The sequence below is a fragment of the Pseudomonas sivasensis genome (genome assembly GCF_021391435.1).
GTDB classification, from domain to species: domain Bacteria; phylum Pseudomonadota; class Gammaproteobacteria; order Pseudomonadales; family Pseudomonadaceae; genus Aquipseudomonas; species Aquipseudomonas sivasensis.
This window is the reverse complement of sequence record NZ_CP090029.1, coordinates 1,370,802-1,390,318: the sequence shown is the minus strand read 5'-3', so window position 1 is coordinate 1,390,318 and position 19,517 is coordinate 1,370,802. Positions and strand designations below refer to the sequence as shown.

General features: G+C 60.0%; 19 protein-coding genes. 9 read left to right on the top strand and 10 right to left on the bottom strand.

Annotated features, from left to right (window positions below):
• Positions 1 to 159 precede the first annotated feature (159 nt).
• The 6 genes from lon (at position 160) to cmoB (ending at position 6,110) form a co-directional block, all read left to right on the top strand.
• The gene (lon, locus tag LRO94_RS06195; protein WP_032886465.1) at positions 160 to 2,580 is read left to right on the top strand and encodes an endopeptidase La; all 2,421 of its coding nucleotides are present in this window, start codon (positions 160 to 162) and stop codon (positions 2,578 to 2,580) included.
• 206 nt (positions 2,581 to 2,786) lie between these two features.
• Positions 2,787 to 3,242 (top strand): hypothetical protein, encoded by a 456-nt coding sequence (locus tag LRO94_RS06190; RefSeq protein ID WP_179179483.1) that lies wholly within the window; start codon positions 2,787 to 2,789, stop codon positions 3,240 to 3,242.
• Between the two features lie 87 nt (positions 3,243 to 3,329).
• Entirely contained in the window at positions 3,330 to 3,719 is a 390-nt protein-coding gene (locus LRO94_RS06185) for a protease inhibitor I42 family protein (RefSeq protein ID WP_032886463.1), read from the top strand.
• Position 3,720: 1 nt separating this feature from the next.
• Positions 3,721 to 4,377, top strand: a complete 657-nt coding sequence (locus LRO94_RS06180; RefSeq protein ID WP_122752522.1) for a lysoplasmalogenase — start codon at positions 3,721 to 3,723, stop codon at positions 4,375 to 4,377.
• Between the two features lie 36 nt (positions 4,378 to 4,413).
• On the top strand, positions 4,414 to 5,157 hold the full coding sequence (cmoA, locus tag LRO94_RS06175) for a carboxy-S-adenosyl-L-methionine synthase CmoA (protein ID WP_032886460.1): 744 nt from the start codon (positions 4,414 to 4,416) through the stop codon (positions 5,155 to 5,157).
• Complete coding sequence (gene cmoB, locus LRO94_RS06170; RefSeq protein ID WP_032886458.1) at positions 5,154 to 6,110, top strand: tRNA 5-methoxyuridine(34)/uridine 5-oxyacetic acid(34) synthase CmoB; 957 nt, start codon at positions 5,154 to 5,156, stop codon at positions 6,108 to 6,110. Before cmoA ends, cmoB begins: the two co-directional genes overlap by 4 nt.
• A gap of 94 nt (positions 6,111 to 6,204) precedes the next feature.
• Here the strand turns inward: cmoB and tadA are convergent, their stop codons facing one another.
• The 10 genes from tadA to lptF all read right to left on the bottom strand — a co-directional run bounded on the left by tadA (position 6,205) and on the right by lptF (position 16,660).
• Positions 6,205 to 6,702, bottom strand: a complete 498-nt coding sequence (gene tadA, locus LRO94_RS06165) for a tRNA adenosine(34) deaminase TadA (protein WP_032886457.1) — start codon at positions 6,700 to 6,702, stop codon at positions 6,205 to 6,207.
• Positions 6,702 to 8,084, bottom strand: a complete 1,383-nt coding sequence (locus LRO94_RS06160) for a multicopper oxidase family protein (RefSeq protein ID WP_095184314.1) — start codon at positions 8,082 to 8,084, stop codon at positions 6,702 to 6,704. The genes tadA and LRO94_RS06160 overlap by 1 nt, the downstream gene beginning before the upstream one ends.
• A 193-nt stretch (positions 8,085 to 8,277) precedes the next feature.
• On the bottom strand, positions 8,278 to 9,021 hold the full coding sequence (pdxJ, locus tag LRO94_RS06155; protein ID WP_032886456.1) for a pyridoxine 5'-phosphate synthase: 744 nt from the start codon (positions 9,019 to 9,021) through the stop codon (positions 8,278 to 8,280).
• Between the two features lie 51 nt (positions 9,022 to 9,072).
• Positions 9,073 to 9,756: a DNA repair protein RecO gene (recO, locus tag LRO94_RS06150; protein WP_032886455.1), complete on the bottom strand. Its 684-nt coding sequence runs from the start codon at positions 9,754 to 9,756 to the stop codon at positions 9,073 to 9,075.
• A gap of 156 nt (positions 9,757 to 9,912) precedes the next feature.
• Entirely contained in the window at positions 9,913 to 10,815 is a 903-nt protein-coding gene (era, locus tag LRO94_RS06145; protein WP_032886448.1) for a GTPase Era, read from the bottom strand.
• Positions 10,808 to 11,497 carry a ribonuclease III gene (gene rnc, locus LRO94_RS06140; protein ID WP_032886446.1) on the bottom strand — a complete coding sequence of 230 codons (690 nt, stop codon included), beginning with the start codon at positions 11,495 to 11,497 and terminating at the stop codon, positions 10,808 to 10,810. The genes era and rnc overlap by 8 nt, the downstream gene beginning before the upstream one ends.
• A 161-nt stretch (positions 11,498 to 11,658) precedes the next feature.
• Complete coding sequence (gene lepB, locus LRO94_RS06135; protein ID WP_032886444.1) at positions 11,659 to 12,513, bottom strand: signal peptidase I; 855 nt, start codon at positions 12,511 to 12,513, stop codon at positions 11,659 to 11,661.
• 5 nt (positions 12,514 to 12,518) lie between these two features.
• On the bottom strand, positions 12,519 to 14,318 hold the full coding sequence (gene lepA, locus LRO94_RS06130) for a translation elongation factor 4 (RefSeq protein WP_003210439.1): 1,800 nt from the start codon (positions 14,316 to 14,318) through the stop codon (positions 12,519 to 12,521).
• Between the two features lie 151 nt (positions 14,319 to 14,469).
• Positions 14,470 to 15,549, bottom strand: a complete 1,080-nt coding sequence (gene lptG / locus LRO94_RS06125; protein ID WP_032886442.1) for an LPS export ABC transporter permease LptG — start codon at positions 15,547 to 15,549, stop codon at positions 14,470 to 14,472.
• Positions 15,542 to 16,660 (bottom strand): LPS export ABC transporter permease LptF, encoded by a 1,119-nt coding sequence (gene lptF / locus LRO94_RS06120; protein WP_032886439.1) that lies wholly within the window; start codon positions 16,658 to 16,660, stop codon positions 15,542 to 15,544. Before lptF ends, lptG begins: the two co-directional genes overlap by 8 nt.
• Before the next feature lie 284 nt (positions 16,661 to 16,944).
• Between lptF and LRO94_RS06115 the strand changes: the two genes are divergently transcribed.
• Genes LRO94_RS06115 through LRO94_RS06105 form a run of 3 tightly spaced genes read left to right on the top strand, consistent with a single transcriptional unit; the run spans position 16,945 to position 19,312 of the window.
• Positions 16,945 to 18,435 (top strand): leucyl aminopeptidase, encoded by a 1,491-nt coding sequence (locus tag LRO94_RS06115; protein WP_032886438.1) that lies wholly within the window; start codon positions 16,945 to 16,947, stop codon positions 18,433 to 18,435.
• A gap of 51 nt (positions 18,436 to 18,486) precedes the next feature.
• On the top strand, positions 18,487 to 18,915 hold the full coding sequence (locus tag LRO94_RS06110) for a DNA polymerase III subunit chi (RefSeq protein ID WP_179179484.1): 429 nt from the start codon (positions 18,487 to 18,489) through the stop codon (positions 18,913 to 18,915).
• 7 nt (positions 18,916 to 18,922) lie between these two features.
• Complete coding sequence (locus LRO94_RS06105; protein ID WP_032886434.1) at positions 18,923 to 19,312, top strand: hypothetical protein; 390 nt, start codon at positions 18,923 to 18,925, stop codon at positions 19,310 to 19,312.
• The last annotated feature ends 205 nt before the right edge of the window (positions 19,313 to 19,517 follow it).

The following is a 19,517-nucleotide window of genomic DNA, read 5'->3' as shown; positions in this document are numbered from 1 at the left end:
CCAATGTTGGCAGGGCGGTGCGACGATTGACTTGCCCTCTCCCACATTGACCAAGTCGCCGCAGGAATTTCATGCAATATGTTGCTATCTCACGCCCCCCATTGAAACCACTGCTGCCTCGCCCCATCTAACCTCCATACTTCCTTATGCAGGTGCCCCATGAGCGACCAGCAAGAATTTCCTGATTACGACCTCAACGACTACGCAGACCCCGAAAACGCTAAAACCTCCTCGTCCAATACCGGCCTGGCTCTTCCAGGGCAAAACCTGCCGGACAAGGTCTACATCATCCCGATCCACAACCGGCCTTTCTTCCCGGCGCAAGTGCTGCCGGTGATTGTCAACGAAGAACCGTGGGCTGAGACCCTTGAGCTGGTGAGCAAATCCGACCACCACTCACTCGCTCTGTTCTTCATGGACACGCCGCCGGAAGATCCACGCCACTTCGACACCTCCGCCCTGCCGCTGTACGGCACCCTGGTGAAGGTGCATCACGCCAGCCGCGAGAACGGCAAGCTGCAATTCGTGGCCCAGGGCCTGACCCGCGTGCGCATCAAGACCTGGCTCAAGCACCATCGTCCACCGTATCTGGTGGAAGTCGAATACCCACACCAGCCCACCGAGCCGACCGACGAGGTCAAGGCCTACGGCATGGCGCTGATCAATGCGATCAAAGAGCTGCTGCCGCTTAACCCGCTGTACAGCGAAGAGCTGAAGAACTACCTCAACCGCTTCAGCCCCAACGACCCGTCGCCCCTCACCGATTTCGCCGCCGCGCTGACCTCCGCCACCGGTAACGAGCTGCAGGAAGTGCTGGACTGCGTCCCCATGCTCAAACGCATGGAAAAAGTCCTGCCGATGCTGCGCAAGGAAGTCGAAGTCGCGCGCCTGCAAAAGGAGCTCTCCGCCGAGGTGAACCGCAAGATCGGCGAACACCAGCGCGAGTTCTTCCTTAAAGAACAGCTCAAGGTGATCCAGCAGGAGCTGGGCCTGACCAAGGACGATCGCAGCGCGGACGTGGAGCAATTCGAGCAACGCCTGGAAGACAAAGTGCTGCCAGCCCAGGCGAAAAAACGCATCGATGAAGAACTGAACAAACTGTCAATCCTGGAAACCGGCTCGCCGGAATATGCGGTCACCCGCAACTATCTGGATTGGGCAACCTCGGTGCCGTGGGGCGTGTACGGCGAGGACAAGCTCGACCTGAAACACGCGCGCAAGGTGCTGGATAAGCACCATGCCGGACTGGACGACATCAAGAGCCGTATCCTCGAATTCCTGGCGGTGGGCGCTTACAAAGGCGAAGTCGCCGGCTCCATCGTGCTGCTCGTCGGCCCGCCGGGCGTGGGCAAGACCAGCGTGGGTAAATCCATCGCCGAGTCCCTGGGCCGGCCGTTCTACCGGTTCAGCGTCGGCGGCATGCGCGACGAGGCCGAGATCAAGGGCCATCGCCGTACCTACATCGGCGCCATGCCGGGCAAGCTGGTGCAGGCGCTCAAAGATGTTGAAGTGATGAACCCGGTGATCATGCTCGACGAGATCGACAAGATGGGCCAAAGCTTCCAGGGCGACCCGGCCTCGGCCCTGCTCGAAACCCTCGACCCGGAACAGAACGTCGAATTCCTCGACCACTATCTCGACCTGCGCCTGGACCTGTCCAAAGTGCTGTTCGTGTGCACCGCTAACACCCTGGACTCAATTCCCGGCCCGCTGTTGGACCGGATGGAAGTGATTCGCCTGTCGGGCTATATCACCGAAGAAAAAGTCGCCATCGCCAAGCGCCACCTGTGGCCAAAACAGCTGGAAAAAGCCGGCGTATCGAAAAACACCCTGACCATCAGCGACGGCGCCCTGCGCGCATTGATCGACGGTTATGCCCGTGAGGCAGGGGTGCGCCAGTTGGAGAAACAACTGGGCAAACTGGTACGCAAAGCCGTGGTCAAGTTGCTGGATGCGCCGAACTCGGTGATCAAAATCGGCAACAAGGACCTGGAAAGCTCCCTCGGCATGCCGGTGTTCCGCAATGAGCAAGTGCTGTCCGGTACCGGTGTGATCACCGGACTGGCCTGGACCAGCATGGGCGGCGCGACCCTGCCAATCGAGGCGACGCGCATCCACACACTGAACCGAGGCTTCAAGCTCACCGGGCAATTAGGCGAGGTGATGAAAGAGTCTGCCGAAATTGCCTACAGCTACATCAGCTCCAACCTGAAGTCGTTTGGCGGCGATCCGAAGTTCTTCGACGAAGCCTTCGTGCACTTGCACGTGCCGGAAGGTGCCACGCCGAAGGACGGCCCGAGCGCTGGCGTGACCATGGCCAGTGCGTTGTTGTCCCTGGCCCGTAACCAAGCGCCGAAAAAAGGCGTTGCCATGACCGGCGAACTGACGCTGACCGGACATGTACTGCCGATCGGCGGCGTGCGCGAGAAAGTGATTGCTGCGCGACGTCAGAAGATTCACGAGCTGATATTGCCGGAGCCCAATCGCGGCAGTTTTGAAGAGTTGCCGGAGTATCTTAAAGAGGGCATGACGGTGCACTTTGCCAAGCGGTTTGCGGATGTGGCTAAAGTGCTTTTCTAAGCGATAGAGAGCAACCGTGTACTCATAATGACCAGGTTCAAGCCTGGTCATTTTCATTTCAGATTTGCGGTAATCAATCCCTTCCTGAGTTATCGCCAACCCGTCTAAAAAACTGTCATTTCTCACAGGTCCCAGTTGTTCCGGCGCCCTCTACATTGAAGCGACTGCGCGTCCAATCATGCGCAGGTCCAATCAAGGAGAAACCAATGACAGCAACTCGCGAAGCACCAGCCGAGGTCGAAAACATTACGGGTGAGTTCAAAGGATCCGTGTCCAAACGTGGGAATTTCCAAACCCAACAGCTGGAATATACAGCCGATGACAAATGGCTTGGCATAACCGCCATTGCTGAGCGACAAAGCCGCCAAAGCGAGCGAAGAATCGAGCTGGTACTCCATCGTGATATTAAGCCCGGCACGTACCATTTTGAAGGCACCCCCTCACCACCCGTGGTGAGAGTGCGCTACTTTGAAATGTACCGCATCGGCTTCTACCACTATCTGGGTGAGGCCACAACCCAAAAAGGAACGCTGGTTTTAGATATCTCGACAGACAACCAACACCATACGGCAAAGCTAGACTTCACCGTCAAGCTCCGGAACGGAAATGAACTCAAGCTAAGCATCAAATATGACGTATGGCTGACTACGACCCTTATTTGAAACTTAGGCGGCACAGACGGTGCCGCCGTCACACCCTGTCTCATCTTCGGTTATGCTCGCCCTTCGTCGTGTATAAACGGAGTCTCCATGACTGCTGCCCGCCTGCTTCTCCCCCTGAGCCTTTGCCTGCTGACCGCGTGCGCCAGTGCGCCGAAGCAAAACGTCACCGTGGAAAACCAGAGCGCCTGCCCGCTCCAGCTTAAAACCGGGCAAAACCTGATCCTCACCCTGCCGAGCAACCCCACCACCGGCTACCGCTGGGCCATCCAGGATTCCGCCGGCGGCGTGCTGCGCGCGCTGAGCCCTGAGGTCTACAGCAGCACTGAGTCCGGCGTGATCGGGGGCGGTGGTCAATCCACCTGGCGCTTCCAGGCGTTTGCCGCCGGCCAGGGTCGTTTACGCCTGACGTCCCAGCAGCCGTGGGAGCCGGAAGCCGAACCCGTGGAGACCTTCGACTGCACCCTTACGGTGAACTGATATGCCATGGCTGATACTCGCGTTGATGGGCGCCGCCACTTTTATCTACGGTTTGAGCACTCACGCGATGTTGCTCTGCCTGCTGGTCAAACCGCTGCCGGTACTGGCGTTGTTGGGCTGGCTGCATGACGCACCGCCCACCGACTATCGACGCTGGATCAGCCTCGGGCTGATTTTCTCACTGGTGGGCGACGTGTTGCTCGCTTGGCCTGGCGACTTGTTTATCTTCGGCCTTGGCGCGTTTCTGTTTGCGCACCTGGCATACCTCAAGGCCTATTTCAGCGATTGCCGTCGTTTGGCGGTATTACCGTTGGTATTGGCGCTTGGTGTAGGCGTCGTCCTGCTGAGCATCCTGATTTCCCATGGCCTTGGCGACTTGTTGATTCCCGTCGTGGTTTACGCCTTGGTGATCAGCGCAATGCTCTGGCGCGCGCTCGCGCGGCTGGGCAGTGACGTGCCAAAACGCTCGGCCTTACTGGCTGCGGCGGGCGCGGTGTCGTTTGTGTTTTCAGACGCCCTGATCGGCATCAATCGGTTCGTGGTGGCGTTCGACGCCGCGCCGTATTTGCTGATCACCACGTATTGGCTTGGCCAGTGGGGCATCACCGCCTCTGCTTTCCATCAGACAACCCGCGCACACGAGGGCCAACTTGGCTAAAATGCCGGCCTTTCCCCCCTCGTCGCCGGAACAACCGTGAGCAAAGAACCCGATCGCCTTTTCGCCCAGCCCCTGCCCCAGGTGCCGGACTTCGCCTTTAACGAGGACGTGGTGCGGGTATTCCCGGACATGATCAAGCGCTCGGTGCCAGGCTACCCGACTATCGTCGAAAACCTCGGTGTGCTCGCGGCGCAGTTTGCCCAACCCAACAGCGTGCTCTACGACCTGGGTTCATCCCTTGGCGCTGTCACCCAAGCCCTACGCCGACACGTGCGTACCGACGGCTGCCGAGTGATTGCGGTGGATAACTCCGCCGCCATGGTCGAGCGCTGCCGCGAATACCTCAACGGCCAGGACTCGATGTTCCAGGAGTTGCTGCCGGTCGAGGTGATCGAGGGCGATATCCTCGCGCTGCAATTCCAGCCGGCCTCGGTGGTGGCGTTGAATTTCACCCTGCAATTCATCGCGCCCGACGAGCGCCTGAGCTTGCTGTCGCGTATTCGTCAGGCGCTGTTACCGGGCGGTGCGCTGATCCTTTCGGAAAAGCTGCGCTTCAATGACCTTGAAGAACACGCGCTGCTCACCGACCTGCATATCGCGTTCAAACGCGCCAACGGCTACAGCGAACTGGAAATTGCCCAGAAGCGCAGCGCCATCGAAAACGTCATGAAGCCCGACAGCCTCGAAGAACACCGCGAACGCCTGCTGGCAGCCGGGTTCTCGAAAGTCGTGCCGTGGTTCCAGTGTCTTAACTTTGCCTCGTTGATTGCCTTGCCATGATTGATTTGTCTCCCCTCGCCCGCCATCTGGTCGGCACTCCTCTGGCCGTATGGGCCCAAGGCCTGCAAGCGCAGCTCGACAGCAAAATGGAAAAAGGACATGGCGACCTGGAGCGCTGGCAGAGTGCATTGGATGCACTGCCGAAGATCATGCCCAGCGACGTCGACTTACTGAATGACCTGGTGCTGGACACCGACTGCGACGACGAAACCCGCGCACAGATGCGCACCGCATTGATGGGCCTGAGCCCATGGCGCAAGGGGCCGTTCCACCTGTTCGGCGTGCACGTCGACACCGAGTGGCGCTCGGACTGGAAGTGGTCGCGCGTCGCACCGCACCTGGACTTGAAAGGCAAGCGCATCCTCGATGTCGGCTGCGGCAACGGTTACTACATGTGGCGCATGCTCGGCGCCGGCGCCGACAGCGTGATAGGTGTCGACCCGAACTGGCTGTTCTTCTGTCAGTTCCAGGCGGTGCAGCGGTATCTGTCCGAACCGAAAGCCTGGCACCTGCCATTTCCGTTTGAAGACTTGCCGGCCAACCTCGAAGGCTTCGACACGGTGTTTTCCATGGGCGTGTTCTACCACCGTCGCTCGCCCATCGAGCATTTGCTGGCGCTGAAGGACACCTTGGTCAAGGGCGGCGAATTGGTCCTGGAGACCCTGGTGGTGGAAGGCGACCAGCAACAGGTGCTGGTGCCGGAAGACCGTTATGCGCAGATGCGTAACGTGTGGTTCCTGCCGTCGGTGCCGGCGTTGATGCTGTGGCTGCGCCGCGCAGGTTTCAGCGATGTGCGTTGCGTGGATGTGAGCGTGACCACGGTGGAGGAACAGCGCGGGACGGAATGGATGAAGTATCAGTCCCTGAGTGACTTCCTCGATCCCGAGGATCACAGCAAGACGATTGAAGGGCTGCCGGCACCGATGCGGGCGGTCATCATCGCCAAGAAGTAACCGCTAATCTCCCTGAAAAAATGAAGATCAAAAATGTGGGAGGGGCAAGTCGAATCGTCGCACCGCCCCTCCCGCATTTGATACTCGGTGTTGGTTAGATCTGAGGCTTCGCCCGGCGGGCCTTGAAGAACTCGCTCAACACCGTGCCGCACTCCTCGGCCAGCACACCGCCTTCAAACACCACCCGATGATTCAGAAAGCCCTGGGTAAAAAACTGCCCCTGGCTTTGCACAATCCCCGCCTTCGGCTCCAACGCGCCATAGACCACCCGCGCGACTCGCGAATGCACGATCAACCCCGCGCACATGCTGCAAGGCTCCAACGTCACATACAGCGTGCTGCCCACCAGCCGGTAGTTACTGATGGCCTGGGCGGCGTCGCGTATGGCGACCATCTCGGCATGGGCGCTGGGATCGTTGCCGCTGATGGGGCGGTTGAAACCTCGACCAATGATTTCACCGTCCTGTACCAACACCGCACCCACGGGCACTTCGCCCAGTGCGGCGCCTTGGGCGGCAAGTGCCAGGGCTTCACGCATGAAGTCTTGGTCGCGGCTGCGGTCGATGATTGCCGAGGGGCGAATCTGGCGCATCACGCCACCTCGATGGCGGCCATCAGGCCGGTTTCCATGTGGTCGATGACGTGGCAGTGGAACATCCACACTCCAGGGTTATCCGCCACCAAGGCCACGCGGGCGCGCTCGTTCTTGCCCAACAAATAGGTGTCGGTAAAGTAGGGGATCACCTTGTGGCGATTCGAGGCGATCACCTTGAAGCTCATGCCGTGCAGGTGGATCGGATGCTGGTACTGGGTCATGTTCTTCAATTCGAAAATGTAGCTCTTGCCCTTTTCCAGCTTGGCAATCGGTCGGTCGGCGCAGGTCTTGTCGGTGATGTCCCAGGCCTGGCCGTTGATCTGCCACAGGCTCGGCGGCTTGCCATTGTCGACGTTGACCGAGACCGAGCCGACCCACTCGAAATTGAAGTTGAGTTTCTCGGCATTGGCCAGGTCCGGTTCGGCAATCGGATTGGCGGGCAGCGCCGGGGGCCATTCGGTCGGTGCATCGGTGTTGGCGACTGAGCGGAAAGTGCCCAGGCGCACCGGGCCGTTGCGAATAGAGAGCTCTTCGCCTGCCGGCGGTGCCTTGATCGCCAGGCAGATGCGCATACCCGGCCCCAACCAGTACTCCTTGCCCAATGGACGCGGTTCGATGGGATTGCCGTCCAGCGCATAGATCTGCGCTTCGACGTCGGGGATGTTGATGCGATAGGTCAGGGTGTTATCGAGGTTGAGCAGCCGCACGCGGGTGATCTGCCCAGCGGGTAAGTCGATCACCGCCTGGGATACGCCATTGATCGTCGACAGCCGCCCGGCCGTACCGCCACGCGCCGCTTCACGGGGAACGCTGAAGGCAACGAACGCACCCTCTTCGTCCACATGCCAGCTCTTCAGGCTGAGGGTCCGTTCGTGTTTGAAACCGGTGGGTTCACGCTCTTCGATGATCAGCGGGCCGACCAGGCCTCGGCCGAGTTCTTCGCTGCTGTTCACATGCGGGTGATACCAGTAGCTGCCGGCGTCGGGCACGCGGAATTTGTAGTCGAAGTATTCGCCCGGCAGCACCGGCAGTTGCGAGACATAGGGCACGCCGTCCATTTCCAGCGGCAGGCGGATGCCGTGCCAGTGGATGGTGGTCGCGACCGGCAGGTGGTTGATAAAGCGCACCCGCAACCATTCGCCCTGACGCACACGCAACTCGGTGCCGGGTGCCGAGGGGCCGAACGCCCAGGCTTGGGTCTTGTGCCCCGGCACCAGCTCCACGTCCAACGGTGCAGCGATCAGCTCGTAGTCGTGACCCGCTTCGGATTCGGCGACTTTCCCCAGCCAGTAACGGTAGGCGCCACCGGCACCGACGCCCACTACGGCCAGGCCTGCAAGACCACCCAGGATTTGTCGACGGGAAAAGGATCGGGACACAACAACCTCACGTATCTGCCGCAGGCCCAAGGCCTGCAAAGGGCAGATACGATACACCTGCATCGGCTAAACAGTAAGGCTTCTCATGTGGGAGGGGGCTTGCTCCCGATAGCAGTGTGTCAGCCACCACATTTATGGCTGATACACCGCTATCGGGAGCAAGCCCCCTCCCACATTGGTTCTTCATTGTTTTTTAGGGCTTGGAGGCCGCCAGGATCAGGGCTTTCATCTCGGCCACAGCGCCTTTGAAACCGACGAACAGCGCGTGGGCTACCAACGCGTGGCCGATGTTCAGCTCGTTGATGCCTTTGATCGCAGCCACGGCTTCGACGTTGTGGTAATGCAGGCCATGGCCGGCGTTGACGATCAGGCCTTCATTGAGGCCGCAGTTCACACCTTCAATGATGCGCTGCAGTTCATCCGCCACTTCGGTCGGCGTGGTGGCATCGGCGTAACGGCCGGTGTGCAGTTCGATGGCCGGCGCGCCGACACGACGCGACGCTTCGATCTGGCGCTCGTCGGCGTCGATGAACAGCGACACTTCGCTGCCGATTTTCGACAGGCGCTCCACCGCGGCCTTGATCCGCGCTTCCTGGCCGGCCACGTCAAGGCCGCCTTCGGTGGTCAGCTCCTGGCGGGTTTCCGGTACCAGGCAGATGTGCGCTGGGCGAATGCGCTCGGCGAAGAGCATCATTTCTTCGGTGACGCCCATTTCGAAATTCATGCGGGTTTGCAGCACGTCCTTGAGCAGCAACACATCGCGTTCCTGGATGTGGCGGCGGTCTTCTCGCAGGTGCACGGTGATGCCGTCGGCGCCTGCTTCTTCGGCGTCCAGCGCGGCCTTGACCGGGTCAGGGTAACGGGTGCCCCGGGCCTGGCGCAGGGTGGCGACGTGGTCGATGTTGACGCCAAGAAGAATGCGATTGCTGGTGGTCACGGAAGCGCTCCTGAAAAGGGAAAGAAACGGTGCACAGCATACACGGGGAGATCAGGGCTTTCGAAACAACTCGCGGCTGACCAACGGCCGTCCGCCCAGGTGCACGGCCAAGGCCTGACGCATCAAGCGCTTGGCGGCGGATAACGCACCGGGTGCGCTCCAGTCGGCATCGCTCATGGCCAGCAGTTCGGTGCCCTGGAACAGGCCGGGTTGCAGCAGGTAGACGCGCTCAAGACCCGCGTCGACTTGCAGGCGGTACATGCCGTCGGCGGCGACGGGGTCGCCGTGCAGGTCGTTGCTCAGCTCGAAGCCGTAGCCCAGGTCATCGAGCAGACGCCATTCGAAGGCACGCAGCAGCGGCTCCAGAGGGCGACCTTCGGCCAGGGCCAGCAAAGTGGCGGCATAGTGATCAAAGACAGCCGGGTGCGGGTCTTCGGCGGGCAACAGACGGATCAGCAGCTCATTGAGGTAGAGCCCACTGAACAACGCATCGCCATTGAGCCAGGCGGAAGTGCCGACGCTTTCCAGGCGGCCGACGTTTTTCAGCTCGCCCTTGCCGCGAAACTCCACGTCCAACGCCACGAAGGGCCGCGCCAATGTCCCCGCCTTGCCCCGCGCGCTACGCAACACCGCGCGCAGGCGGCCTTGGGGCGTGAGGAAATCCACTAGCGCGCTGGTCTCGCGGTAGGCGCGGCTGTGCAGGACGTAGGCGAGTTGGCTGGGGGGTTGGGACATGGGTGCTCACTGCTGGAATGCATTTTTTGAAAACTACACAAACCTAATGTGGGAGGGGGCTTGCCCCCGATGGCAGTGTGTCAGTCACTTATTTATTAACTGACTCACCGCCATCGGGAGCAAGCCCCCTCCCACATTTTTTGCCCTGCGGTGTTCTTACAGGTCGCCGTAACCGAGGGAACGCAGAGCGCGCTCGTCATCGGACCAGCCGCCTTTCACCTTCACCCACAGGTTGAGCATGATCTTGGAATCGAAGAGCAATTCCATGTCCTTGCGCGCCTCGGTGCCGATGCGCTTGATGCGCTCGCCCTTGTCGCCAATGATGATTTTCTTCTGGCCGTCACGCTCGACGAGGATCAGCGCATGGATATGCAGGGTTTTGCCCTGTTGCTTGAACTCTTCGATTTCGACGGTGATCTGGTACGGCAGCTCAGCACCCATCTGGCGCATGATTTTCTCGCGGACAAGTTCAGCGGCGAGAAAGCGGCTGCTGCGGTCGGTGATCTGGTCTTCCGGGAAGAAGTGCTCGTTCTCCGGCAGGTAGCCAGCGATCACGCGCTCCAGGGCTTCGAGGTTATGACCGTGCTGGGCCGAGATCGGCATGATCTGGGCGTTCGGCAGTTGCTCCTGCAACCAGGTCAGGTGCGGCATCAGTTCGGCTTTGTCTTCGATGCGGTCGGTCTTGTTCAGCGCGACGATCAATGGGCCGGTGACGTACTGCACACGCTCAAGGACCATCTGGTCTTCGTCAGTCCACTTGGTGCGGTCGACCACGAAGATCACCACGTCGACGTCTTTCAACGCCGCCGATGCGGTCTTGTTCATGTAGCGGTTCAGGGCTTTCTCGCCACCTTTGTGCATACCCGGGGTGTCGACGTAGACCGCTTGCACGGCGCCTTCGGTCTTGATGCCCAGCATGTTGTGGCGAGTGGTCTGAGGCTTGCGCGAGGTGATCGCGAGCTTCTGACCGAGGATGTGGTTCAGCAGCGTGGACTTGCCCACGTTCGGGCGGCCAACGATGGCAACATAGCCACAGCGTGTTGCGGTTGAATCAGTCATGGCCATTCTCCACGCCCAGGGCAATCAGTGCTGCAGCGGCCGCTACCTGTTCGGCAATACGACGGCTCACACCCTGACCTCGGCTTTTTTCATTCAGTAAGGTGATTTCACATTCCACGAAGAACACGCGGCAATGGGGCTCACCCTGGATATCCACCACTTCGTAGCGTGGCAGTTCGCAACCACGGGACTGCAGGTATTCCTGCAGGCGGGTCTTGGGATCTTTGTTGGTGTCGACCAGCGTAAGGCTTTCAATCTCCGAAGCCAGCCAGGCGACCACGCGCTCCTTGGCCGTTTCCATACCTGCATCGAGGTAAATCGCGCCGATCAAGGCTTCGAGGGCATCGGCCAGGATCGACTCGCGACGGAAGCCACCGCTTTTCAATTCGCCCGACCCCAGGCGCAGGTACTCACCCAGGCCGAAACCACGGGCCAGTACGGCCAGGGTCTCACCCTTTACCAGACGTGCGCGCAATCGCGACAGCTGGCCTTCGCGCGCTTGCGGGAAGCGTTCGAACAGCGCCTCACCGGCGGCGAAATTGAGAATGGCGTCACCGAGGAATTCCAGGCGCTCGTTATTACGCCCTGCAAAGCTGCGGTGTGTGAGGGCAAGGATCATCAATTCCTGATCCTTGAAGGTGTAGCCGAGCTGGCGCTCTAAACGACTTAGCGAAACGGTCACGGTTTATCCATACCTAGTTGCTGCATATCTAGTGGGTGGCACCGGCGGCCATCGACGATTGACGCAGTGTTCAAATTCAAATCCTGATGGTTACAGCCTGGAGCCGGAATTGTCCAAGCCCCAGAAAAGCAGTCGGCGCTGTGTTCACAGCGCCGCTTGTATTACTTGATCAGCCCGACCCGCGAGAAGTTCGGCAGGTGGCTGAGCTTGGGTTCCGGCCAGCTCATCCAGACCGCGAAGGCCTTGCCGACGATATTCTGGTCGGGAACCATGCCAAGCAGCTCCTTGGGAATGCTCGGGTCATCCCAGTAGCGGCTGTCGTTGGAGTTGTCACGGTTGTCGCCCATCATGAAATAGTGCCCGGCTGGCACTTTCCACTCTCCATCAGGCATGGCGCGGTAGCGGCTCATTTCCTTGCGGATTTCGTGCTCTACCGCACCGAGTTTTTCCTGGTACAGCTCGGCGCTGCCCAGGCTGTTCGGTTCGGAACCGAGCAGTTTCTCGGCCACCGACTCGCCATTGATCAACAGGCGCTTGTCGCTGGTGTAGCGAATCACGTCGCCCGGCAGGCCCACCACACGCTTGATGTAATTGACGTTCGGGTCGCTTGGATAGCGGAACACCATCACATCACCGCGCTGCGGATCACCGACTTCGATGACCTTCTTGTCGATCACCGGCAGGCGAATCCCGTAGGAAAACTTGTTCACCAGGATGAAGTCGCCCACGTCCAGGGTAGGTTTCATCGAACCCGAAGGGATCTGAAACGGCTCCACCAGAAACGAACGCAGCACCAGCACGATGAACAACACCGGGAAGAACGACTTGCCGTACTCAACCAGCAAAGGCTCTTTGTTCAGCTTCTCGATCACCACGACATCGGGCTGGCTGACGCTGCCCTGATAGGACGCGATAGCCGCCCGCCGACGCGGGGCGAAGAACACCAGATCGAGCAACGCCAGGAGACCACAAACGGCAACGGCGATGACCAGCAACAGCGGGAAATTTAGCGACATAGGACCTAACTATCCAACCTGAGCACCGCAAGGAAGGCTTCTTGTGGAATTTCCACGTTGCCCACTTGCTTCATGCGTTTTTTACCGGCCTTTTGCTTCTCAAGCAGCTTGCGCTTACGGCTTACGTCACCGCCGTAGCATTTGGCCAGTACGTTCTTTCTGAGAGCCTTGACGGAGGTCCGTGCAATGATCTGCCCGCCAATAGCGGCCTGGATCGCGACGTCGAACATCTGGCGCGGAATCAGTTCTTTCATCTTCTCGGTCAACTGGCGACCTTTGTAGTGCGCGTTGTCCTTGTGCACGATCAGTGCAAGGGCATCAACCTTGTCGCCGTTGATCAACACATCCAGTTTCACCAGATTAGCCGATTGATAACGATCGAAATGGTAATCCAGCGAAGCATAGCCGCGACTGGTGGATTTGAGACGGTCAAAGAAGTCCAGGACCACTTCGTTCATCGGCAAATCGTAGGTCACTTGCACCTGGGTACCGAGGAACAGCATGTCGTGCTGCACGCCACGTTTTTCGATACACAGGGTAATGACGTTGCCCAGGTGTTCCTGCGGCACCAGGATATTGGCGCGCACGATCGGCTCACGCATGTCTTCGATAGAAGACAGGTCTGGGAGCTTGGACGGGTTATCTACATAAATCGTTTCACCGGTTTTCAGCGCCAGCTCAAAAATAACCGTTGGCGCGGTGGTGATCAGGTCCAGGTCGTATTCGCGCTCAAGGCGCTCCTGAATGATCTCCATGTGCAGCATGCCGAGGAAGCCGCAACGGAAACCGAAGCCCAGGGCGTCGGAGCTTTCGGGGGTGTACTGCAACGACGAGTCGTTGAGGGTCAGCTTCTGCAGCGCTTCGCGGAAGTCTTCGAAGTCATCGGAGCTGACCGGGAACAGACCGGCGTAAACCTGCGGCTGGATGCGTTTGAAGCCCGGCAGCACGTCGACGTCAGGGGTGGAGCTCAAGGTCAGGGTGTCACCCACCGGCGCACCGTGGATGTCCTTGATACCGGCGATGATGAAACCTACTTCACCGGCTTTCAGATCAGTGGTTGCAGTGTGTTTCGGGTTGAATACACCGACGCTGTCCACCAGGTGGATCTTGCCGGTGGACTTGACCAGGATCTTGTCGCCCTTCTTCACACGGCCGTGGCGTACACGTACCAGGGAAACAACCCCCAGGTAGTTGTCGAACCAGGAATCGATGATCAACGCTTGCAGCGGATCTTCGTAGTTGCCGGTGGGGGCAGGAATGGTCTTGACCAGGCGTTCGAGCACTTCGTCAACGCCCAGGCCGGTCTTGGCGCTGCACTCGACGGCGTCGGTGGCGTCAATGCCGATGATTTTTTCGATTTCTTCTTTGACGCGGTCCGGATCGGCCTGTGGCAGGTCGATCTTGTTCAGCACCGGCATCACTTCCAGGCCTTGCTCGATGGCGGTGTAGCAGTTGGCCACGGACTGGGCTTCAACGCCCTGACCCGCGTCCACCACCAGCAGCGCACCTTCGCAGGCCGCCAGGGAACGGCTGACTTCATAGGTGAAGTCGACGTGGCCCGGGGTGTCAATGAAGTTCAGCTGGTACTTGATACCGTCTTTGGCGGTGTAGTACAGAGTAACGCTGTGGGCCTTGATGGTGATCCCGCGCTCGCGTTCGAGGTCCATGGAATCCAGTACCTGGGCTTCCATTTCACGCTCGGCAAGGCCGCCGCACATCTGGATGAATCGATCGGCCAGCGTCGACTTACCATGGTCAATGTGGGCGATGATGGAGAAATTGCGGATATGACTCAAATCACTCACGGATCAACACTCAAAAAGGCTGCAGGCAGATTGCCCGCTGAAAAATAGCCGGGAATTGTACCTGAAGCTTCGGCCAGACGTCATCTTTGCTGACCAGAACAAAAATGCCCCACTCATTCGAGCGGGGCATTTTTTGTGCATAAGCGCGGTATCAGCCAGCTCGGCGTAGCAGCCAGAACCCGGCCAGGGCGCAGATGGCGGTCGGCACCAGCACCGCAAACAGCGGGGAGAAACCGAATACCAGGCTCGACGGGCCTAGCAGGTCCTGGGCGATGCGGAATGTGAAACCCACCAACACGCCAGTAAACACACGCTGACCCAGGGTCACGGAACGCAATGGGCCGAAGATGAACGAGATCGCCATCAACACCAGCGCGGCGGTTACCACTGGCTGCAACACCTTGACCCAAAACGCCAGCCAGTAACGACCGTTGTTCAGCCCTTGCTCCTTGAGGTAGTGGATGTAACTCCACAACCCAGAGATAGGCAGGCTTTCCGGAATCATCACCACGGTGTTGAGCAATTCCGGCTTGAGAGCGATGTCCCACTCTTCGCTTGGCTCATTGATCACTTCGGTGCTGGCCTTGGTGCCTTGGCCGACATTGCGGAAGTGAGTGGTAGTGATGTCCGTCAGTTGCCATTTTTCGCCACTGTACTGCGCACGTTTGGCGAAGCTGGACGACAGCATGTGACGTTCTTTATCAAAGGTGTAACGCGTCACACCGATCAACAGGCCGCCCGGTTGCACGGCGTTGATGTGGATGAACTCATCACCCTGGCGATGCCACAGGCCATGCTTGGCGCTTTGCGCATCGCCCGAACCCTGCGCCAGGGCGCGGTTGGCTTGGGCGGTGGTTTCGGCCGGCGGTGCGACGTATTCACCGATCAGCACGCTGCACAGCATCAGCAGCAACATGGGCTTCATCACCGCCCAGACGATACGGCCGATGGACACCCCGGCGGCACGCATGATGGTCAGTTCGCTGTTGCTGGCCAGGCTGCCCAGGCCAATCAGACAGCCGATCAGCGCAGCCATCGGCATCATGTCGTAGAGCCGACGCGGCGCGGTGAGTGCCACGTAGCTCAGTACATCCCACACAGTGTAGGTGTCGCTCACGTTGCCCACTTCATCGATGAAGGCGAACAACGAGGCAAGGCCCAGGATGATGCCCAGAACCGCCAGAATGGCGATCAGGACGCTGCTACCAATGTAGCGATCGAGCTTAGCCACGAGCCAACTCCTTCTGGCCGCGACGGCTCAACATTTTCAAACGGATAGGTTCCCAGTAGAGCAGGCCCAGGCCGATCACCAGGAAGATCCCGTGCACCCACCACAACCCCAGGGTCGGCGAAAGCTTGCCCTTCTCCAGGGAGCCGCGAGCGGAAATCAGAATGGTGAGGTAAGCCATGTACAGCAGGATCGCTGGCAACAGCTTGAGGAAGCGGCCCTGACGTGGGTTGACGCGCGACAACGGCACGGCCATCAAGGTCACGATAAACACCAGCAGTGGCAGAGAAATACGCCATTGCAGCTCGGCAATGGAGCGCAGTTCCTTGCTGCCGAACAAATCCTTCGTGGGGATGGCGTCGCGGTCAGTCACCTCGTCGCTGACATCCGGACGGGCGAGCAACACGCCGTAAGTGTCGTACTTGATGGCGCGGTAGTCGGCCTGGCCGGGACTGCCGTCATAGCGATAGCCGTTCTCCAGGATCAGGTAGCGACTGCCATCGGGACGCACGTCCTGGCGACCGGACTCGGCCACCAGCACGGAGATGCCACGGTCTTTCTTGTCCTGGCCCAGGCGCTTCTCGGAGATGAACACCCCGCCCAGGTTGGCACGGTCTTCGGTCAGGGTTTCGGTATAGGTGACCCGCGTGCCGTCATTGAGTGCCTGGAAGCGGCCCGGTTCAAGGGTGTCGAACTCGGTCATCGCGTCCTGCTTGTTCAGCACCAGCTGGAACTGCATGGCGCCCTGGGGGGCCAGGCTCAGGCTCAGCCAGGCGACGATAAGCGCGATGCCGGCTGCCGGGATCATGGTCATCCCGAGCAGACGCTGCTGGCTCATGCCGGTGGCCGAGAGCACAGTCATTTCGCTTTCGAGGTACAAACGACCGTAGGCCAACAGGATCCCGAGGAACAGGCCCAGCGGCAGGATCAGTTGCAGGAACCCCGGCAGGCGAAAGCCCATGATCAGGAACAACGAGCCTGGATCCAGGGCGCCCGAAGCGGCTTGGGCCAGGTATTTGACGAAACGACCACTCATGATGATGACCAACAGGACCGCACTCACGGCACTCAGGGTCAACAGGACTTCGCGGGATAGATAACGGAAGACAATCAAACCAGACACTCCAGGGTTGTCAGGCTAAGGCGGCCAAACAAGCAAGCATACCGAGTCAGCCCCTTTACGCAGGGCCGATTAAAAAGATGGCGCATTATCCTGTGATTGACCGCGCCTGTCACTGCGCAACCTCATACGCGGGTACAAAGCGCGTACGAAGGGTTGTCAGGCTCCGCCGGCGAGGTTCAAACTGCGGCCTTTGTCGCTGGCGGTTTACACAGCTGCCACGCTTTAAAGCCTGGATACAAATACCAGGCTCTCAGACCTTTATAAGGGACCCGAAAATGGAATTGGTTGTAAAAAGCGTTAGCCCCGAAACGTTGAAAACCGCCACCCTCGTGGTCGCCATCGGCGAAGGCCGCAAGCTCGGCGTGGCCGCCAAGCAACTCGACGAACTCAGCGGCGGCGCCATCAGCGCCGTGCTCAAGCGCGGCGACCTGGCCGGCAAAGTCGGTCAGAGCCTGCTGTTGCAGAGCCTGCCTAACCTCAAGGCCGACCGCATTTTGCTGGTCGGCGTGGGCAAAGACGCTGAGCTGGGCGACCGCCCGTTCCGCAAGATCATCAGCGGCATCCTCAGCACCCTGAAGGGCCTGGGCGGTGGCGATGCGACACTGGCTCTCGACGAAATCGTGGTCAAAGGCCGCGACAGCTACGGCAAGACGCGCCTGCTGGCAGAGACCCTGGTGGACGGCGGCTATATCTTCGACCAGTTCAAGAGCCAGAAAGCCGAACCCCGCGCCCTGAAGAAAATCACCCTGCTGACCATCAAGGCCGCGCAGGCTGAAGTTCAGCGCGCCGTAACCCACGCTACCGCGATTGCCAACGGCATGTCGTTTACCCGCGACTTGGGTAACCTGCCGCCGAACATCTGCCACCCGACCTACCTGGGCGAGCAAGCCAAGGCGCTGGGCAAAGAGTTCAAGGGCCTGAAAGTTGAAGTGCTGGACGAGAAAAAGATCAAGGAACTGGGCATGGGCTCGTTCTACGCCGTGGGCCAGGGCAGCGACCAGCCACCACGCCTGATCGTGATGCAATACAACGGCGGCAAGAAGTCCGAGAAGCCTTACGCCCTGGTCGGCAAAGGGATCACCTTCGACACCGGCGGCATCAGCCTCAAGCCGGGCGCGGGCATGGATGAGATGAAGTACGACATGGGCGGCGCCGCCAGCGTGTTCGGCACCCTGCGTGCCGTACTGGAGCTCAAGCTGCCGATCAACCTGGTGTGCATCCTGGCCTGCGCCGAGAATATGCCGAGCGGCGGCGCTGCCCGCCCAGGGGATATCGTCACCACCATGAGCGGCCAGACCGTCGAAATCCTCAACACCGACGCCGAAGGCCGCCTGGTGCTGTGCGATGCCCTGACCTACGCCGAGCGCTTCAAGCCGCAAGCCGTAATCGACATCGCCACCCTGACCGGTGCGTGCATCGTTGCCCTGGGCTCCCACACGTCGGGCCTGCTGGGTAACAACGACGAGCTGATCGAGCAACTGCTCAGCGCGGGCAAGGCTGCCGACGATCGCGCCTGGCAACTGCCGCTGTTCGATGAATACCAAGAACAGCTGGACAGCCCGTTCGCCGACATCGCCAACATCGGCGGCCCGAAAGCCGGCACCATCACCGCTGCCTGCTTCCTGTCGCGCTTCGCCAAGAACTTCAACTGGGCGCACCTGGACATCGCCGGCACGGCCTGGACCAGCGGCGGCAAGGACAAGGGCGCCACTGGCCGTCCGGTTCCGCTGCTGACCCAGTACCTGCTGGATCGCGCAAAGGCCTGAAACTGAAGATGCCGGGGCGGCCATCACGCCGCTCCGGTCTCAGGAACCGCAATGACCCAAGTCGACTTCTATATATTGCCCAGCGCCGACCCGCTCGCGCGCCTGGACTTTGCCTGCAAACTCACCGAAAAAGCCTGGCGCATGGGCCATCGCATCTACCTGCACTGCAGCGATGCCGCTCAACGCGACGAGCTCGACGCCCGCCTGTGGCGCTTCAAGGGTGAAAGCTTCGTGCCCCACGGCCCTGCCGAATCAGAACCTGAAGGTCTGATAGTGCTGGGGCTGGGTGACAGCTGCGGCGATCACCATGACCTGCTGGTCAACCTGGACCTGAAAGTACAGCCGTTCGCCAAGGCCTTTGCCCGTGTGGCGGAAGTGGTGGTGGAAGATCCGGCTATTCGTCAGGCCGCGCGGGAGAGTTTCCGTTTCTACCGCGAACAGGGCTATCCTTTGCAAGATCACCGGCTACAACGACTTTGAGCACACGATGGACACTTCCAACCCTGTAAAAAAAGATGACCACCTGCTGGACGACCTGGAGTCGATCCGTCAGTTGCTGGGTGATGATGGCTTGCAACCGCCGCTGCTGACCGAACCGGTCGACGGCGAGGTACAGATTCCGTTGCTGTTTGACATGGTGGGCGGCAAACCTGCGCCGGCACCGGTCGAACTGCCCGTCGTAGAACCAGCCCCCGTTGCCGCCGCTGCCGAGAAAACCCCCGACGCCCTGCTGCTGCATCTAGACAACGAACTGCGCGCCGCCGCGCAATTGATCATGCAAGACGTGATCGACGACTTTGCCCCGCATATCGAAACCGAGATCAAGCGCCGAATGGATGCGCGAATGGAACGGTTGCTCAGCCAGTACCAGTCTTAAACCGTGCATAGACCCCCTGTGGGAGGGGGCTTGCCCCCGATCGCGGTGTATCAGCCAGCCCATGTATGGTTGACACATTGCCATCGGGGGCAAGCCCCCTCCCACATTGACCAGCGCACGCCTTTAGCCCGTCTTCGCCTCGCCCTGCGCCCTATCCCCCGTTATACTTGCCGGCTTTCCTGAATATATGCCAACTAGGGTCCCG

Excerpts from the sequence above, each read along its gene's own strand:
- LRO94_RS06115 (WP_032886438.1), top strand. The coding sequence starts at position 16,945 with ATGGAATTGGTTGTAAAAAGCGTTAGCCCCGAAACGTTGAAAACCGCC.
- lepB (WP_032886444.1), bottom strand. The coding sequence starts at position 12,513 with ATGTCGCTAAATTTCCCGCTGTTGCTGGTCATCGCCGTTGCCGTTTGT.
- tadA (WP_032886457.1), bottom strand. The coding sequence starts at position 6,702 with ATGCGCCAGATTCGCCCCTCGGCAATCATCGACCGCAGCCGCGACCAA.
- LRO94_RS06180 (WP_122752522.1), top strand. The coding sequence starts at position 3,721 with ATGCCATGGCTGATACTCGCGTTGATGGGCGCCGCCACTTTTATCTAC.
- LRO94_RS06110 (WP_179179484.1), top strand. The coding sequence starts at position 18,487 with ATGACCCAAGTCGACTTCTATATATTGCCCAGCGCCGACCCGCTCGCG.
- LRO94_RS06105 (WP_032886434.1), top strand. The coding sequence starts at position 18,923 with ATGGACACTTCCAACCCTGTAAAAAAAGATGACCACCTGCTGGACGAC.
- recO (WP_032886455.1), bottom strand. The coding sequence starts at position 9,756 with ATGTCCCAACCCCCCAGCCAACTCGCCTACGTCCTGCACAGCCGCGCC.
- LRO94_RS06185 (WP_032886463.1), top strand. The coding sequence starts at position 3,330 with ATGACTGCTGCCCGCCTGCTTCTCCCCCTGAGCCTTTGCCTGCTGACC.
- era (WP_032886448.1), bottom strand. The coding sequence starts at position 10,815 with ATGACTGATTCAACCGCAACACGCTGTGGCTATGTTGCCATCGTTGGC.
- cmoB (WP_032886458.1), top strand. The coding sequence starts at position 5,154 with ATGATTGATTTGTCTCCCCTCGCCCGCCATCTGGTCGGCACTCCTCTG.
- LRO94_RS06190 (WP_179179483.1), top strand. The coding sequence starts at position 2,787 with ATGACAGCAACTCGCGAAGCACCAGCCGAGGTCGAAAACATTACGGGT.
- lon (WP_032886465.1), top strand. The coding sequence starts at position 160 with ATGAGCGACCAGCAAGAATTTCCTGATTACGACCTCAACGACTACGCA.